The following is a 16,675-nucleotide window of genomic DNA, read 5'->3' as shown; positions in this document are numbered from 1 at the left end:
CATGGTGCATCCGGGAGGATTCGAACCTCCGACCGCTCGGTTCGTAGCCGAGTACTCTATCCAGCTGAGCTACGGATGCATTGGGGATACTGCTTTACTGCGGTTCAACGTCGCGTGATTTGCGGTTCCGTTGAAGAACATGGTGCATCCGGGAGGATTCGAACCTCCGACCGCTCGGTTCGTAGCCGAGTACTCTATCCAGCTGAGCTACGGATGCAAAATGGCGGTGAGGCGGGGATTCGAACCCCGGATGCAGCTTTTGACCGCATACTCCCTTAGCAGGGGAGCGCCTTCAGCCTCTCGGCCACCTCACCACACGCCTCTTACGAGTGCTTCGAAGAGCTTGTTTCGTCTCATCGTCGCTGCGTGGCGCACATATTACTTTCTGGGACTTATAAGTCAAACAATTTTTCCCGACTCTGCATCGTTTGCACATTTACCGCCCAATCCGCCTGCTTTGCCAACAAAAAGGCTGTTTTATCAACGCAAATGCGGTGATGCAGTGAATATCATTAAAGGCAAAAGGGAACGGGAAAGCGCGTCAGGAGACGGAGGAAATCAGAAGAAACGAAGAGAAAGGGGATGCGCCTCGCCGGTGTGAGCGAGACGCGACAACTCAGTAACTGGACTGTTGCGATTTTTCAGCCTGGATACGCTGGTAGATCTCTTCACGGTGTACAGATACCTCTTTGGGGGCGTTCACGCCAATACGTACCTGGTTGCCTTTTACCCCAAGAACTGTCACGGTCACCTCATCCCCAATCATGAGGGTTTCACCAACTCGACGAGTCAGAATCAGCATTCTTTGCTCCTTGAAAGATTAAAAGAGTCGGGTCTCTCTGTATCCCGGCATTATCCATCATATAACGCCAAAAAGTAAGCGATGACAAACACCTGAGGTGTAAGCAGTCACGGCATTACATTCTGTTAAACCTAAGTTTAGCCGATCCAGAAAAAATCAACCCGACTTTATCGTTATAGTTCGGGCACAGATAAAGACGCCATAACAACAAAGGGTTATGGCGTCTTTCTGCCGTTTTGGTTATTACAGCTTCGCGGTTACCCAGCTTTCAACGCTGCCAAGCGCTGCGGGCAGCGCTGCGGCATTGGTGCCGCCAGCCTGCGCCATATCCGGGCGACCACCGCCTTTACCGCCGACCTGCTGAGCAATCATGCCCACCAGCTCGCCAGCTTTGACGCGATCCGTCACATCTTTCGATACGCCCGCGATCAGGGAAACTTTCCCCTCCGCCACGGTCGCCAGCACGATAACGGAAGAACCGAGCTGGTTTTTCAGATCGTCAACCATCGTGCGCAGCATTTTCGGCTCAACGCCTGCGAGTTCGCTGACCAGCAGCTTCACGCCGTTGATGTCGACGGCTTTGCTGCTGAGGTTCGCGCTCTCCTGCGCCGCCTGCTGTTCTTTGAGCTGCTGCAGCTCTTTTTCCAGCTGACGGGTGCGCTCAACCATCGCGCGAACTTTGTCGTTCAGCGTCTGGCTGTCGCTCTTAAGCAGATGAGACAGCTCGTTCAGACGGTCGTTCTGAGCATGAACCAGAGACAGCGCGCCTTCGCCGGTCACGGCTTCGATACGGCGAACGCCTGCGGCGGTGCCGGATTCAGAAACAATGCGGAACAGGCCGATATCGCCGGTGCGCGACGCGTGGATACCGCCGCACAGTTCGGTGGAGAAATCGCCCATGCTCAGTACACGCACGCGGTCTTCATATTTCTCGCCGAACAGTGCCATCGCGCCTTTGGCTTTCGCCGCTTCCAGATCCATGACGTTAGTTTCAATCGGCAGGTTGCGACGGATTTGCGCGTTTACCAGATCTTCAACTTTGCGGATCTCTTCCGGCTTCATGGCTTCGAAATGCGAGAAGTCGAAACGCAGGCCTTTATCGTTAACCAGAGAGCCTTTCTGCGCGACATGGGTGCCAAGCACCTGGCGCAGCGCGGCGTGCATCAGGTGCGTCGCCGAGTGGTTGAGACGAATACGCTCACGGCGCGCCTGGTCCACTTCCGCTTTAACGCCCTCGCCCACTTTCAGAACGCCGCTGGTCAGTTCGCCAATATGCCCGATCGCCTGACCATATTTCTGGGTGTCGTTAACGGTGAAAGTAAAACCATTGCCTTTCAGCTCGCCTTTATCGCCCACCTGGCCGCCAGACTCCGCATAGAATGGCGTCTCATCCAGCACCACAACGGCCTGCTGGCCCGCAGTGACTTGCTCAACGGATTTGCCATCGACAAACAGCGCGGTGACTTTCGCAGTCAGCTCGGTCTGATCGTAGCCTTTGAATTCTGACGCGCCGTCAACGCGGATCATCGCGTTGTAGTCGGCGCCGAAACCGCTGGATTCGCGCGCGCGACGGCGCTGCTCTTCCATGGCGGCTTCAAAGCCCGCTTCGTCAACTTTAATGTTGCGCTCGCGGCAGACGTCCGCAGTCAGGTCAACCGGGAAGCCGTAGGTGTCATACAGGCGGAAAGCCGTTTCGCCGTCGAGCGTATCGCCCGTAAGCTTCGCCAGCTCTTCATCAAGCAGCGCCAGGCCACGCTCCAGCGTGCGGGCAAACTGCTCTTCTTCAGTTTTCAGAACCTGTTCAACCTGCGCCTGCTGGCGTTTCAGTTCGTCGCCCGCCGATCCCATCACGTCCACCAGCGGCCCAACCAGCTTGTAGAAGAAGGTGTCTTTCGCGCCCAGCATGTTGCCGTGACGGATCGCGCGGCGAATGATGCGACGCAGCACATAACCGCGGTTCTCGTTAGACGGGATCACGCCATCGGCAATCAGGAAGGCGCAAGAGCGGATATGGTCAGCAATAACGCGCAGCGATTTGTTGCTCAGATCGGTCGCGCCGGTAACGTTCGCCACTGCCTTGATAAGCTTCTGGAACAGATCGATTTCGTAGTTAGAGTTAACGTGTTGCAGCACCGCAGCGATACGCTCAAGGCCCATGCCGGTATCCACGGACGGCTTCGGTAGCGGTTCCATGGTGCCGTCAGCCTGACGGTTAAACTGCATAAACACGATGTTCCAGATCTCAATGTAGCGATCGCCGTCTTCTTCCGCGCTACCCGGAGGGCCGCCCCAGATGTGGTCGCCATGATCGTAGAAAATCTCGGTGCACGGGCCGCATGGGCCGGTATCGCCCATCTGCCAGAAGTTGTCGGACGCGTAAGGCGCGCCTTTGTTATCGCCGATACGGATAATACGTTCGCGCGGGATCCCGACTTCTTTTTCCCAGATTTCGTAAGCTTCGTCATCGGTTTCGTAGACGGTCACCCACAGGCGATCTTTCGGCAGGTTAAACCACTGCGCGCCGGTCAGCAGCTCCCAGGCGTACTGGATAGCGTCATGTTTGAAGTAGTCACCGAAGCTGAAGTTGCCCAGCATTTCGAAGAAGGTGTGGTGGCGGGCGGTGTAACCGACGTTTTCCAGGTCATTGTGCTTACCACCGGCGCGCACGCAGCGCTGCGCGGTCGTCGCGCGGGAATAATTACGCTTGTCGAGACCAAGGAATACATCCTTGAACTGGTTCATCCCGGCGTTGGTAAACAGCAAAGTCGGGTCATTATTAGGGACCAGAGAGCTACTGGCGACTACCTGGTGTCCCTTGCTATGGAAAAAGTCGAGAAACGCCTGACGGATCTCAGCGGTGCTCTTGCTCATAATTATCCTGAAATCAAGCTAACGAAATGTGTCACCCGAGTGGCGCAGCACGCTGCCGCCAGACCAGGCTAAACGGAAAAAAGTGGGAATAAGATAAGTTTTCTTTACAGGGAAGTAAAACCCCGCATGGGGTCATCACTCAAAATTTCGGTAGATCGCCTGGATATCTTCCATGTAATAGCCGCGATACAGCAAAAAGCGTTGGACTTTGGCTTTTTCGGGAAAGGTGCGCGGCAGCGGCGCGCCGAATTTGCGCTCGGCCTGATCGCGGGCCTGCGCTTCCCAGTCGACCTCACAGGCGGCGAAGGCGCTGTCACATGCGGTACGGGAGATGCCCTTTTGTTGCAACTCCTGACGAATGCGCTGCGGTCCGTAGCCTTTACGACCGCGACTGGCGATATAGCGCTCGGCAAAATGATCGTCGTCGAGGTAACGCTGCTCATGGCACCAGGCGATCACTTTCTCGATATCTTCCGGGGTGGCCTGCGCCTGCTCATCGTCGTTTTTACCTGGCAGCACGGCGCCCAGCTTGCGCCTGAGCTCTTGCTCACTGTGATCGCGCATCGCGAGTATTCGCATGGCGCGGTCGAGAAGTCGGGAATAAGCGGAACGGCGGGGAGTAGCATCAGTCATAGGCGTGAAAACAGTGGCGACATTGAAGGGACAGAAAAAGTAAGGGCTGCATCAGCAGCCCTTGAGATTAAAACTCTTCGTTGGTTTCTTCAACACCGCCGTCGTTATCATCGACGGTAAAATCAGGCGTAGCGTCCTGATTGTTGAGCAGCATTTCGCGCAGCTTCTTCTCAATTTCGTCAGCCATCGGCTTGTTCTCTTTGAGGAAGTTGGTCGCGTTCGCTTTACCCTGACCGATCTTCTCGCCGTTGTAGCTGTACCAGGCGCCCGCCTTTTCAATCAGCTTGTGTTTCACGCCAAGGTCAACCAGCTCGCCGTAGAAGTTGATACCTTCACCGTAGAGGATCTGGAATTCAGCCTGTTTGAACGGCGCAGCGACTTTGTTTTTCACTACTTTCACGCGGGTTTCGCTACCTACCACTTCTTCGCCCTCTTTCACCGCGCCGATACGGCGGATGTCGAGACGGACAGAAGCGTAGAATTTCAGCGCGTTACCGCCGGTCGTGGTTTCCGGGTTACCAAACATCACGCCAATCTTCATACGGATCTGGTTGATGAAGATAAGCAGGGTGTTAGAGTTTTTCAGGTTACCGGCCAGCTTACGCATCGCCTGGCTCATCATACGTGCCGCGAGGCCCATGTGAGAGTCACCGATTTCGCCTTCGATTTCCGCTTTCGGCGTCAGAGCCGCAACGGAGTCGACAACCAGCACGTCAACCGCGCCGGAGCGCGCCAGCGCGTCACAGATTTCCAGCGCCTGCTCGCCGGTGTCCGGCTGAGAGCAGAGCAGGTTATCGATATCTACGCCGAGTTTACGGGCGTAGACAGGATCGAGCGCGTGCTCGGCGTCGATAAACGCACAGGTTTTACCGGCGCGCTGCGCCGCGGCGATAACCTGCAGCGTCAGCGTAGTTTTACCTGAAGATTCCGGGCCGTAAATTTCCACAATACGCCCCATCGGCAGACCGCCCGCTCCCAGCGCGATATCCAGGGAGAGAGAGCCGGTGGAGATCGTTTCCACATCCATGGTGCGATCTTCACCCAAACGCATGATGGAGCCTTTGCCGAATTGCTTTTCAATCTGGCCGAGTGCTGCCGCCAACGCCTTCTGCTTGTTTTCGTCGATAGCCATTTTTACTCCTGTCATGCAGGGTGAGCCCAATTGCGCCACGCTGCGAATTTGTTTCGTTGGTGCAATTATACTGTATGAGCATACAGTATCAAGTGTTTTGTATAAAATGTTGCCACAAGGTTTGCAGCGCAAACGCGGTCGCCTGACGACGCACAGAATCCCTATTGCCATCAAAGCGTTGCATGCGTGCTTCGACCCTTCCCTGGTTATCGGCAAAGCCAAACCAGACGGTGCCGACGGGCTTGTCAGCGCTGCCGCCATCAGGCCCGGCGATACCGCTAACGGAGACGGCGTAAGAGGCCGCGGCAGCATTCAGCGCGCCCTGCGCCATTTGCCTCACGACCGGTTCGCTGACGGCGCCATGCGCCGCGAGCGTGGCGCCCTCCACGCCGATAAGTTGTTCTTTGGCCTCATTACTGTAGGTCACGAAGCCGCGTTCAAACCAGGCGGAACTGCCGGCGATATCGGTAATGACTTTCGCCACCCAGCCGCCGGTGCAGGATTCCGCCGTCGTCACGGTCGCGCCCTGCGCTTTTAACGCAGCGCCAAGCTGCTGACTTAACTGCATTAATTCGTTATCTGTCATGACGGCTCCGATTGTAAACGTAACCCCAGGCATCCCACAGCGATTTTTAAGCGTTGCAGGCAGTTACATCAGGTTTTACGAGGCGAATTCAAGGTTTGCGGTAGTGTTTATTTCCCCGCCCGGACAGGCGGGGAAACGTCTTACTGCACCCGGGCGAGCGCCACCGCCTGGCCGAGCTGCCAGACCGCCATGGCGTAGTGCGTACTATGGTTATAGCGCGTAATGGCGTAGAAGTTTGGCAGGCCGTACCAGTACTGGTAGCCGCTGCCGATATCAAGGCGCAGAAGGCTCGCTTCGGTGTGATCGCCGATAGGCTGCTGCGGCGTTAAGCCTGCCGCCGCCAGCTGGCCGACGCTGTATTTGGTTTTAAAACCGTTCTCAAGCTGCGGCGCCTGGCCGTTGGCGGGCACCGCCACCAAATCGCCCTTCACCCAGCCGTGCTGCTGGAAGTAGTGCGCGACGCTGCCGATAGCGTCTTCTGGATCCCACAGGTTGATATGCCCGTCGCCGTTAAAGTCGACCGCGTATTCCTTATAAGAAGACGGCATAAACTGACCATAACCCATCGCGCCTGCGAATGATCCCTTCAGCGCCAGCGGATCGTCGCCTTCATCGCGCGACATCAGCAGGAACGTTTCGAGTTCGGCGGCAAAATAGTCGGCGCGGCGCGGGTAGTTAAAGGCCAGCGTCGCCAGCGCGTCGATAATACGGGTTTTACCCATCACGCGGCCCCAGCGGGTCTCCACGCCGATAATGCCAACCACGATTTCCGGCGGCACGCCATAGACCTGCCAGGCGCGGTTAAGCGCGTCCTGATACTGGTTCCAGAACGCCACGCCGTTTTGCACATTGTCCGGCGTAATGAATTTATTGCGATAGCGCAGCCAGGCGCCGTTCGGCCCCGGCGCAGGCTGGGTGGTCGGCGCCTGGCGGTCCATCAGACGCAGTACGTAATCAAGCCTTTTCGTCTGTGAAATCACTTCCTGGAGCTGCTGACGATTAAACCCGTGCTTGCTGACCATCATATTGATGAAATTTTCCGCCGCCGGGTTGCCGGTAAAGTCCCCGGCAGGTAACAGCATATCGTGCTGCGGCTGGAGCAGGAAGCCGTCCTGGCTTGCGCCTGCGGTCTGGGTGGTGGCGGATTGAGACTTCGGCTTGCTGCTGCAGGCGGCAAGCGCCATCATCAGCGGCAACAGGGCGACATAGCGACGCTTTAACATGAGATATCCATATGGCTGTTCAGAACGAATGGCAGTAATGGTAGATCATCCAGGGCCAGGCGAGGAAGCGCGGCGCGAGGCGCAGGCGGGAAATTTTACCGCCTGCGCGCGCTGTCAGAGAACTTTGCTGAGAAAAGCCGCGGTACGCGGGTTTTGCGGGGCGGTAAAAAGCTGTACGGGAGGGCCTTCTTCCTGAATCACGCCGCCGTCGATAAATATCACCCGGTCGGCGACTTCGCGTGCAAATCCCATCTCGTGGGTAACGATAACCATCGTCATGCCCTCTTCGGCAAGATTTTTCATTACCGCCAGCACTTCGCCGACCAGCTCCGGGTCCAGCGCGGAGGTCGGCTCATCAAAGAGCATGACCGACGGGTTCATCGCCAGCGCCCGGGCAATCGCCACGCGCTGCTGCTGGCCGCCGGAGAGGCTCGCAGGCCATGCGTCGCGCTTATCGCTAAGGCCCACTTTAGCCAGCAGCCCTTCGGCGAGCGTCACCGCCTGCGCGCGTTTCATGCCCTTCAGGCTCATCGGCGCCATGATGAGATTTTCCAGCACCGTCATGTGCGGGAAGAGATTAAAGCGCTGGAACACCATCCCGACGCCCGTGCGCAGCTGGTTCACATCGGCGTTACGGTCATGCACCGCAAAACCGTTAACCAGTATTTCGCCCTCTTCTGCCGTCTCCAGCGCGTTAAGGCAGCGCAAAAAGGTGCTTTTCCCGGAGCCGGAAGGGCCAATCACGCAGACCACTTCTTCTGGTTTAATGTCACAGCTGATGCCGCGCAGAACGTGGCTTGCGCCGAAATGCTTGTGCAGATTTTTAACGTGAATCACTTTTGCCGAACCTCTTTTCCAGGCGCGCCACCAGTTGCGATAGCAGGAATGTAATCACCCAGTAGACCAGCGAAATGGTCAGGTAGGGTTCCCAGTAAGTGGCGTAGGCGCCGGAGACGGTACGCGCCGCGTAGGCGAGATCCGCAAGACCGATGGCAGACGCGAGCGACGAGTCTTTCACAATGGCGATAGCATTGTTGCCAAGCGGCGGCAGAATGCGGCGAAACGCCTGCGGCAGGATCACTTTGCGCATGGTTTTCCACCACGGCATGCCGAGCGCGCGCGACGCTTCCATCTGCCCGCGGTCAATCGACTGAATGCCCGCGCGGAAAATTTCGGAAACGTACGCGCCCGCATTAAGCGTAATCGCCACGATACAGGAGAGAAACGCGCCGTAATCGGAGCGCAGCATACGGGCGAATTCGCTGCTCATCAGCCCGCTCTCCACCAGCCAGCCGTCGCGCGGGTTAATAAAGAGCGGCACCAGTGCGAAGTGCACCACCATGATCTGCACAAACAGCGGCGTGCCGCGAAACGCGCTGACATAAAAACGCACCGGGAACTGCACCAGGTAGCGCAGCACATATTTCCACGGCCCGTGCTCCGCGTGCGCCATGCGCCCCAGCCCGAGCGTTAAGCCCCACAGCGTGCCGAGTATCACGCAGATGATGGTGCATTTAATGGTCATCCAGGCGCCCTGCATAAACAGCGGGCCATACTCCTGGATTATCTCCCAATGAAATCCTGACATGTCCATTTCCGAAAAAGAGGCGGCTGACGCAGAGACGGTCAGCCGCTAAATAACAGGAAGCGAGAAAGCGCGATTACTGCGCAGGCAGCGTCGGCACGTTGTCGTCAAACCAGGCTTTGTAGATTTTCGCATAGGTGCCGTCAGCGACGATTTTCGCGAGGCCCGCATTGATTTTATTGCGCAGTTCGTCGTTGCCTTTCGCCACCGCGATCCCGAAATACTGGCGTTCAAACTTCGCGTCCGGCACCAGTTTGAACTGTTTTTCCGGGTGCTGTTTGATGTAGTACTTCACCACGCCCACATCGCCCACGGCGGCGCTGACGCCATCTTCAAACAGCTCCTGAAGCATTAGCGGCGTATTGTCGAAGCGCTTAATGGCGGTGTTGTTTTTGCCAAGCACGTCAGAGACCACAATATCCCCGGTGCTGGAGTTCACCACGCCCACTTTTTCATTTTTCAGCGCGGCAAGGGAATTCACTTTTGAATCTGCCGGCACAACAATCGACTGTTCAGCCGGGAAGTAAGGCGCAGAGAAATCCACCATCTGCTTACGCTTATCGGTGATGGTGATGCCGGAGATAAGAATGTCGCGATCGCCGGAACCGAGTGTCGCGAAAATCCCTTCCCACGGCGTGTTCACCAGCTTCACGTTGAAGTTTTCCGCTTTGGCGATGGCTTTAATAATGTCGATATCGAAACCTTCCAGCTGTTTCTGGCTGTTTTCGAATTCAAACGGACGATAGGTGCCGCCTGCGCCGACAACGTAGGTTTCCTGCGCCGCAAACGCGCTGCCCGCGAGGGCTGCCATTAACAAACCGGCCTTGAGTAAAGATTTTACCATGATCGCAACCCTCATTTTTATGCACTTAATATGAATAAAAATACATACATTAGTCAGGTCGCGCAACAAGAATATATTCTCTGTTTACTCCCCCGCCCCGCCAGTTCTGGTAGTCAAGCGCAGCGGGACCAATGCCGATAACGCTCAATGGTTTTCAAATCAAGGGGCTGAAATGAAACGACATCCTGTCCAGTCGAGAACGTTTAAAAGCGCAGGTTACGATCCGACCTGTTCGATTATGGAAATTGAGTACGCCAACGGGCGCGTGGAGCAGTTTCTCGGCGTACCGGCGAAAACCTGGCAAACCTTTCTGATGAGCAACGAGAAAGAGAGCTGGTTTAGCAACAATATTAAAAGCAGCTTTTTCAAAGTCTCGGTCAGCTAAGACATAAAAAGACGGCATAAAAAAAGCGTGGCGAGCCACGCTTTTTTATTTCTGCATCCGTCAGGGAATCAGAACGTTTCCCAGTTATCACCGCCTGTAGGCGCTGCCAGCGCGGGTTTCACCGGCTCGACGCGCGCAGGCGGCGCAACGCCGGTGCGCGTTGATGCGCTGACCACGCCGCGCGAAACTTTAAAGGCTGCGACGGCCTGGCGCAGCTGCTCTGCCTGATCCTCAAGCGCCCCGGCGGCGGCGGCGGATTCCTGCACCAGCGCGGCGTTCTGCTGCGTGACGCTGTCCATCTGCGACACCGCAAGGCTCACCTGCTCAATGCCGCGGCTCTGCTCATCAGACGCCGAGGCGATTTCGCCCATGATATCGGTCACGCGGGTCACCGCCTGCACAATCTCTTTCATGGTGTCGCCCGCTTCCTGCACCTGGCCGGAGCCGGTATCGACGCGGTTCACCGAATTCTCGATAAGCGCTTTGATCTCTTTCGCCGCGTTGGCGCTGCGGCTGGCGAGGGTACGCACTTCCCCCGCGACCACCGCGAAGCCGCGGCCCTGTTCACCGGCACGCGCCGCTTCTACCGCGGCATTCAGCGCGAGGATGTTGGTCTGGAAGGCGATGCTGTCGATTACGCTTGTGATGTGCGCAATCTGCTGCGAGCTTTCGGCGATGGATTTCATGGTCTGCACCACGTTATCCACCACACGTCCGCCTTTGTCTGCGGTCTCCGAGGCGTTTTTCGCCAGCTGCGAGGCCTGACGCGCGTTATCGCTGTTCTGCTTCACGGTGGCGGTCAGTTGTTCCATGCTGGCGGCGGTCTCTTCCAGCGACGCGGCCTGCTGCTCGGTGCGCGAAGAGAGATCGTTGCTGCCTGCGGAAATTTCACCCGCCCCGGTGTAGATAGATTCCGAACTGTCGCGTACCGCCGTGACGGTGCCCGCCAGCGCCTGCTGCATTTCCTGAAGCGACGCGGCAAGCTGGCCCATTTCGTTACGTCCTTCCACCGCAATCTGGCGCGTTAAATCGCCGCCTGCGATAGCACGGATATGTTCCATCGCCTCACGCAGCGGCCGCAGCAGCAGATGGCGTAAGCCCTGCCAGATAGTGGCAATCGCCAGCACGACGATGATAGCGATAACGCCGAGCGTCCAGAGCATGCCGGTAAAGCTCTGCTGGTTCTCCTCCGCGGCGGCCTGCAACAGCGTGGTGTTCTGCGCGCGCCACGTGGTGTAGACCTCTTCCATGTCGTCCTGGGCTTTCTGGGCGTCGAGGTTGCCATAAGCCTCGTAGTTATTCGCGCCGAGATAGCCGATGGACGCCTGAAGAATGTCATGCAGCGCCTGGTACTTTTCGGCAATCTGGCTGGCTGTCGCTTCATCCTGTCCGTTCAGGCGCGGCGAGCCTTTGTAGAGCACAAAGTGTTTCTCCGCTTTGGCAAGCGAGGTGGAGGCGGTCGCCAGCAGTTTGTTGATAGCCGCCAGCGACGCCGGATCGCGCTGGTTTTTCAGGAAGCGGATCGCCACACGGTTTACCGTCACGCGGGTTTTCACCAGCGTCTGAAAACTGTCGCCAAGCTGCTCCTGCTGAAAATTAAGTAAATTCGCATTCTGGAAATTATTTCTGTCATTATTGACTGCCGAATAAAAAAGGCTGCCGGTGACCATTTGCAACACCGTAAAGGTCAGCAGAATAATAATAATCCCGCTAACCACTTTTATATTTTTAATCATCGTTCATCATCCCCTGAACCAGGCGCTATTGTGTAGCTGTTATCGGAACGACGTGCGCAAACTTTATCCACCCCCCAAAAATATGCGAGCGGCGCCATGATTTAAAACAAAAAGATAAACACCCTGATTTTTTAGCCGATAGTAAAAGTATCCCTTTCACCCCGCGATGCGTTCCAGAACGTCCCTTTCCGGGTTTTAAGGAGGCACTATGAAAGAGCTCAACAGCTTCGGTCAGTACGTCGGCCCGCCCGTGGCGGAGTGGAAACCACGCGAATTACCACAGAAGAAAATGTTCGCCGGGCATTTTTGCCATCTTGAGCCTGTCAGCGTGCGCCACGCGCTGGCGCTGCATCACGCCTGGCACAGCATTGACGACACGCGCGACTGGACTTACCTGACCGACGAACGCCCGCCGACGCTGACCGCCAGTGAATATTATCTGCGTCGCCTGGAAGCCGCGACGGACGTCTGGTATTTCACGGTACTGGAAAATATCAGCGGGCAGCCTACCGGCACGCTGTGCCTGATGAATGTCGATAAAACGCACGGCGTGATTGAAATCGGCAATGTGAACTGGTCGCCTTCCATGAAAAGAACCCATTATGGTACGGAGGCTATCTATTTATTACTGGCGTATGTGTTTGAAGAATTAAAATACCGGCGCTGCGAATGGAAAACCGATGAGCTGAATACGCCCGCCATTGAAGCCGCCCAGCGCCTCGGCTTTATTTATGAAGGGACATTTCGGGAATGCCAGGTCCGAAAAGGCCGCAACAGTAATGTGAACTGGTATTCCATTGTCGAAGCCGAATGGCCGCATCACGCTAAAGCGCTGCGCGCCTGGTTGCGCCCTGAGAACTTTAACGATCGTGGGCGCCAGATTAACCATCTGGAGGATTTTAAAGACAGGTAAGATACTACGTGAGACGCGATAAAACGGGCGGCGCTATTTTATTTAGCCATTGCGCCGCCATCAAATTATCACTTATTCGCAAGCCGCAATAAGCTTGCTGTTTTTATCATAGGTGACAGAGCATTTTTTAGCGGTTGCCGGAACAATCAAGTTCACCGTCTGCTTCGTATTCTTATACAGGCAGACAAAATAGAGCGAGGTTTTACTCTTTTTGGCCTCGTCCTGATAATCAGCCAGTGTCCAGACGGTATCGCGATCATTATCCGGCATCAGATCAACTAACGCTTCTGGTGGCCCGACAAACAAACTGGCATCGTCTAAAGCGTGGGTTTTATCCTGCGCCGTCGGGTATTGCGGGCATAGCGTCACGGTGGCCTGCGCGCCCGTCACGGATAAGAACAGTCCGGCGCTGAGTAAAAGGGCTTTACTCCACAACATAATAATTATCTCCATTGTTTTCCGCGCGGGGCGCTTTATGAAACCGGATGGTGCGTTTACTCACCGCGTGCGGCGTCGCTACGCGCTGGCCGTTGGGCAACGTTCGATGCGTCATCCATTGATCCAGAACCTGTATTCCCGACGCATCCTGCCCCAGGTAAATCGCGACATGAGAACTTCCGTCAGTATGATTGCCATATCGACCATTCGCATCGAATGTGGCTATCGCCGTACCGGGTGCAATCGTCATATTTCCCTTTACTAATTCACCCCGTTTCCACGCCACAGTACGCGGCATGTTCGCCGCTTTTTGCGTATATGCCACACACTGACCATTCCCCACAGACTGACCGACATACGCTGACGGCGTGCTTGCGATATAAGCCATTTTATTGATATCCCTATGGTTAAGTGGCGCCATTCTGCCTCTAATGTAAAGATATGCAAATAGAGGAGAGCGAGGCGATTTGCAATTAAGATAATTCCTAGCGAAGCGTGAATTTTTAACCTTTTATCAGCCGGTTATATTCATACAGGCGGGTCATAATGACAGCTTTTCTGAATGCTTATAGCACCCATTTTTGGTGGGGTGCTGGCGCAAGCGGCCCAGGCCTTATTCCGAAATGCAGCGTTATGGGCGATAACTCCCAGCCGCGTTTGTTTTTCACATTTGTCTTTCCCCCGGCCTCCTGATTTCTTTCGCTTTAAACCACACGGGCTTTGCCTTTTGTTTGCCTGCCAAAAAGACTCCGTTATCATGCACCCTGGGTATTCAGGAAAAGCGATGAGGCTGCGCGGTATGTAGCCCTGTTTTCCAGAAGACAGGCTGGCAACGTCCCCTTTAACCTGTATTCAGATACAGGATTTCATGAGCTGAAATGAGCCACAGTGAAATTCAATAATGAAAATTAACATCACTAACTCATTCATATTTAAGTAAATGGACATCAAAAACGATGAGCACAAGCGAAACCTTCGACGCCCACACGCCCATGATGCAGCAGTATCTGAAGCTCAAGGCGCAGCATCCTGACATTCTGCTGTTTTATCGCATGGGCGATTTTTACGAACTCTTTTATGACGATGCGAAACGCGCGTCGCAGTTGCTGGATATTTCGCTGACCAAACGCGGCGCCTCGGCGGGCGAGCCGATCCCGATGGCGGGCGTGCCGCACCACGCCGTGGAAAACTATCTGGCGAAGCTGGTTAACCTTGGCGAGTCGGTGGCTATCTGCGAGCAGATTGGCGATCCGGCCACCTCCAAAGGCCCGGTGGAGCGCAAAGTGGTGCGCATCGTCACGCCCGGCACTATCAGCGATGAAGCGCTGTTGCAGGAGCGTCAGGACAACCTGCTGGCCGCCATCTGGCAGGATGGCAAAGGCTTTGGCTACGCGACGCTGGATATCAGTTCCGGTCGTTTTCGCTTAACCGAGCCGCAGGACCGGGAAACCATGGCGGCGGAATTGCAGCGCACCAACCCGGCGGAGCTGCTGTATGCGGAAGATTTCGCCGAGATGGCGCTGATTGAAGGCCGTCGCGGCCTGCGCCGTCGCCCGCTCTGGGAGTTTGAGCTCGACACCGCGCGCCAGCAGCTTAACCTGCAATTCGGCACGCGCGATCTGGTGGGCTTTGGCGTTGAGAACGCGCCGCGCGGGCTGTGCGCCGCCGGTTGCCTGTTGCAGTATGTGAAAGATACGCAGCGCACCAGCCTGCCGCATATCCGCTCCATCACCATGGAGCGCCAGCAGGACGGCATCATTATGGATGCCGCCACGCGCCGCAATCTGGAGATCACCCAGAATCTGGCGGGCGGCGTCGAAAACACGCTGGCGTCAGTGCTGGACTGCACCGTTACGCCGATGGGCAGCCGCATGTTAAAACGCTGGCTGCATATGCCGGTGCGCGATGCCAGCGTGCTGCGCCACCGCCAGCAGGCCATCGCGGCGCTGATGGAATACAGCACCGACATCCAGCCCGTGCTGCGTCAGGTCGGCGATCTGGAACGTATTCTGGCGCGTCTGGCGCTGCGTACCGCCCGGCCGCGCGATCTGGCGCGGATGCGTCACGCCTTCCAGCAACTGCCGACGCTCAATACCTTACTTGCCGATATTGACGCCGGGTATGTGCAGACCCTGCGCGAACAGATGGGCGAATTTACTGAACTGAGAGATTTGCTGGAGCGCGCCATTATTGAAGCGCCGCCGGTGCTGGTGCGCGACGGCGGCGTGATTGCGCCAGGCTACCATGCAGAGCTCGACGAATGGCGGGCGCTGGCCGACGGCGCGACGGATTACCTAGACCGTCTGGAGATCCGTGAGCGCGAAAAGCTCGGCATCGACACGCTCAAAGTGGGCTTCAACGCGGTGCATGGCTACTTTATTCAGGTCAGCCGCGGGCAGAGCCATATGGTGCCGATTCACTACGTGCGCCGCCAGACGCTGAAAAACGCCGAGCGCTATATCATTCCTGAGCTCAAAGAATATGAAGACAAAGTGCTGACCTCCAAAGGCAAAGCGCTGGCGCTGGAAAAACAGCTCTATGACGAGCTGTTCGATCTGCTGCTGCCGCACCTGGCGGAACTGCAAAAAAGCGCCGCCGCGCTTGCCGAGCTGGACGTGCTGACGAACCTTGCCGAGCGCGCCGACACGCTGAACTACCACTGCCCGACGCTGACCGATAAACCGGGCGTTCGCCTGGTGGAAGGCCGTCACCCGGTGGTGGAGCGTGTGCTGAATGAGCCGTTTATCGCCAACCCGCTCTCACTCAGCCCGCAGCGCCGGATGTTGATCATTACCGGCCCGAACATGGGCGGTAAGAGTACTTATATGCGCCAGACGGCGCTGATTGTGCTGATGGCGTATATCGGCAGCTTCGTGCCCGCCGAACAGGCGGAAATCGGCCCGATCGATCGCATTTTTACCCGCGTGGGCGCCGCCGACGATCTGGCCTCCGGGCGTTCGACCTTTATGGTCGAGATGACCGAAACCGCCAATATTCTGCATAACGCCACCGAGCATAGCCTGGTGCTGATGGATGAGATCGGGCGCGGGACGTCAACCTATGACGGTCTGTCGCTCGCCTGGGCGTGCGCGGAGAGCCTCGCGAATCGTATTAAAGCGCTGACGCTGTTCGCCACGCACTACTTCGAGCTGACGCAGTTGCCGGAGAAGATGGAAGGCGTGGCTAACGTGCATCTGGATGCGATCGAACATGGCGATACGATCGCGTTTATGCACAGCGTTCAGGACGGTGCCGCCAGTAAGAGTTACGGCCTGGCTGTCGCGGCGCTGGCGGGCGTGCCGAAAGAGGTGATTAAGCGCGCGCGCCAGAAGCTGCGCGAGCTGGAGAGCCTTTCCGGTAACGCGGCGGCCACGCAGGTGGACGGCACGCAGATGTCGCTGCTGGTCGCCGCCGAAGAGACCAGTCCGGCGGTAGAGGCGCTGGAGAATCTCGACCCGGACTCGCTGTCGCCGCGTCAGGCGCTGGAGTGGATCTACCGGCTGAAGAGCCTGGTGTAAGCTACTGTG

15 protein-coding genes and 3 tRNA genes are annotated in these 16,675 nt (G+C 56.6%); 3 read left to right on the top strand and 15 right to left on the bottom strand.

From position 1 onward, the window contains the following. Window positions 1-2 precede the first annotated feature (2 nt). The 12 genes from AACV31_RS17135 to AACV31_RS17080 form a co-directional block, all read right to left on the bottom strand. A tRNA-Arg gene (locus tag AACV31_RS17135) sits at window positions 3-79 on the bottom strand. 61 nt (window positions 80-140) lie between these two features. Further along, window positions 141-217, bottom strand: a tRNA-Arg gene (locus AACV31_RS17130). A 4-nt stretch (window positions 218-221) separates the two neighbouring features. Next, window positions 222-314: transfer RNA gene (locus AACV31_RS17125), tRNA-Ser, on the bottom strand. A 302-nt stretch (window positions 315-616) separates the two neighbouring features. After that, complete coding sequence (gene csrA / locus AACV31_RS17120; RefSeq protein WP_000906486.1) at window positions 617-802, bottom strand: carbon storage regulator CsrA; 186 nt, start codon at window positions 800-802, stop codon at window positions 617-619. A gap of 243 nt (window positions 803-1,045) precedes the next feature. Then, the gene (alaS, locus tag AACV31_RS17115; RefSeq protein WP_165156713.1) at window positions 1,046-3,673 is read right to left on the bottom strand and encodes an alanine--tRNA ligase; all 2,628 of its coding nucleotides are present in this window, start codon (window positions 3,671-3,673) and stop codon (window positions 1,046-1,048) included. Window positions 3,674-3,808: 135 nt separating this feature from the next. Then, complete coding sequence (gene recX / locus AACV31_RS17110; protein WP_032804890.1) at window positions 3,809-4,306, bottom strand: recombination regulator RecX; 498 nt, start codon at window positions 4,304-4,306, stop codon at window positions 3,809-3,811. 67 nt (window positions 4,307-4,373) lie between these two features. Further along, the gene (gene recA / locus AACV31_RS17105) at window positions 4,374-5,438 is read right to left on the bottom strand and encodes a recombinase RecA (protein ID WP_007701154.1); all 1,065 of its coding nucleotides are present in this window, start codon (window positions 5,436-5,438) and stop codon (window positions 4,374-4,376) included. Window positions 5,439-5,526: 88 nt separating this feature from the next. Further along, window positions 5,527-6,024: a nicotinamide-nucleotide amidase gene (gene pncC / locus AACV31_RS17100; RefSeq protein WP_165156715.1), complete on the bottom strand. Its 498-nt coding sequence runs from the start codon at window positions 6,022-6,024 to the stop codon at window positions 5,527-5,529. Window positions 6,025-6,164: 140 nt separating this feature from the next. Next, on the bottom strand, window positions 6,165-7,247 hold the full coding sequence (mltB, locus tag AACV31_RS17095) for a lytic murein transglycosylase B (protein ID WP_165156717.1): 1,083 nt from the start codon (window positions 7,245-7,247) through the stop codon (window positions 6,165-6,167). 114 nt (window positions 7,248-7,361) lie between these two features. Further along, entirely contained in the window at window positions 7,362-8,084 is a 723-nt protein-coding gene (locus AACV31_RS17090) for an amino acid ABC transporter ATP-binding protein (protein ID WP_165156719.1), read from the bottom strand. Beyond that, window positions 8,071-8,835, bottom strand: a complete 765-nt coding sequence (locus tag AACV31_RS17085; RefSeq protein ID WP_004387893.1) for an amino acid ABC transporter permease — start codon at window positions 8,833-8,835, stop codon at window positions 8,071-8,073. Before AACV31_RS17085 ends, AACV31_RS17090 begins: the two co-directional genes overlap by 14 nt. 73 nt (window positions 8,836-8,908) lie before the next feature. Continuing rightward, entirely contained in the window at window positions 8,909-9,676 is a 768-nt protein-coding gene (locus AACV31_RS17080; RefSeq protein WP_007768507.1) for a basic amino acid ABC transporter substrate-binding protein, read from the bottom strand. 172 nt (window positions 9,677-9,848) lie between these two features. Between AACV31_RS17080 and AACV31_RS17075 the strand changes: the two genes are divergently transcribed. Continuing rightward, window positions 9,849-10,061 carry a KTSC domain-containing protein gene (locus AACV31_RS17075; protein WP_007701184.1) on the top strand — a complete coding sequence of 71 codons (213 nt, stop codon included), beginning with the start codon at window positions 9,849-9,851 and terminating at the stop codon, window positions 10,059-10,061. Window positions 10,062-10,129: 68 nt separating this feature from the next. On the opposite strand, the gene tcp is transcribed toward AACV31_RS17075, so the two are convergent. Further along, window positions 10,130-11,797, bottom strand: coding sequence for a methyl-accepting chemotaxis citrate transducer (gene tcp / locus AACV31_RS17070; protein ID WP_165156721.1), 1,668 nt, complete (start codon window positions 11,795-11,797; stop codon window positions 10,130-10,132). 208 nt (window positions 11,798-12,005) lie between these two features. Between tcp and AACV31_RS17065 the strand changes: the two genes are divergently transcribed. Beyond that, window positions 12,006-12,710 carry a GNAT family N-acetyltransferase gene (locus tag AACV31_RS17065; protein ID WP_007763579.1) on the top strand — a complete coding sequence of 235 codons (705 nt, stop codon included), beginning with the start codon at window positions 12,006-12,008 and terminating at the stop codon, window positions 12,708-12,710. Between the two features lie 72 nt (window positions 12,711-12,782). On the opposite strand, the gene AACV31_RS17060 is transcribed toward AACV31_RS17065, so the two are convergent. Together AACV31_RS17060 and AACV31_RS17055 are read right to left on the bottom strand one after the other, a co-directional pair. After that, window positions 12,783-13,148, bottom strand: coding sequence for an STY0301 family protein (locus AACV31_RS17060; protein ID WP_075199485.1), 366 nt, complete (start codon window positions 13,146-13,148; stop codon window positions 12,783-12,785). Then, window positions 13,135-13,536: a BPSL0067 family protein gene (locus AACV31_RS17055; RefSeq protein ID WP_075199487.1), complete on the bottom strand. Its 402-nt coding sequence runs from the start codon at window positions 13,534-13,536 to the stop codon at window positions 13,135-13,137. The genes AACV31_RS17060 and AACV31_RS17055 overlap by 14 nt, the downstream gene beginning before the upstream one ends. Window positions 13,537-14,104: 568 nt before the next feature. Between AACV31_RS17055 and mutS the strand changes: the two genes are divergently transcribed. Continuing rightward, entirely contained in the window at window positions 14,105-16,666 is a 2,562-nt protein-coding gene (gene mutS / locus AACV31_RS17050) for a DNA mismatch repair protein MutS (RefSeq protein ID WP_075199486.1), read from the top strand. The last annotated feature ends 9 nt before the right edge of the window (window positions 16,667-16,675 follow it).

It is taken from the genome of Cronobacter sp. EKM101R (assembly GCF_963888145.1).
Taxonomy (GTDB): Bacteria; Pseudomonadota; Gammaproteobacteria; order Enterobacterales; family Enterobacteriaceae; genus Cronobacter; species Cronobacter turicensis.
The sequence above is the reverse complement of the archived record's forward strand: the minus strand, read 5'-3'. Positions and strand labels throughout refer to the sequence as shown.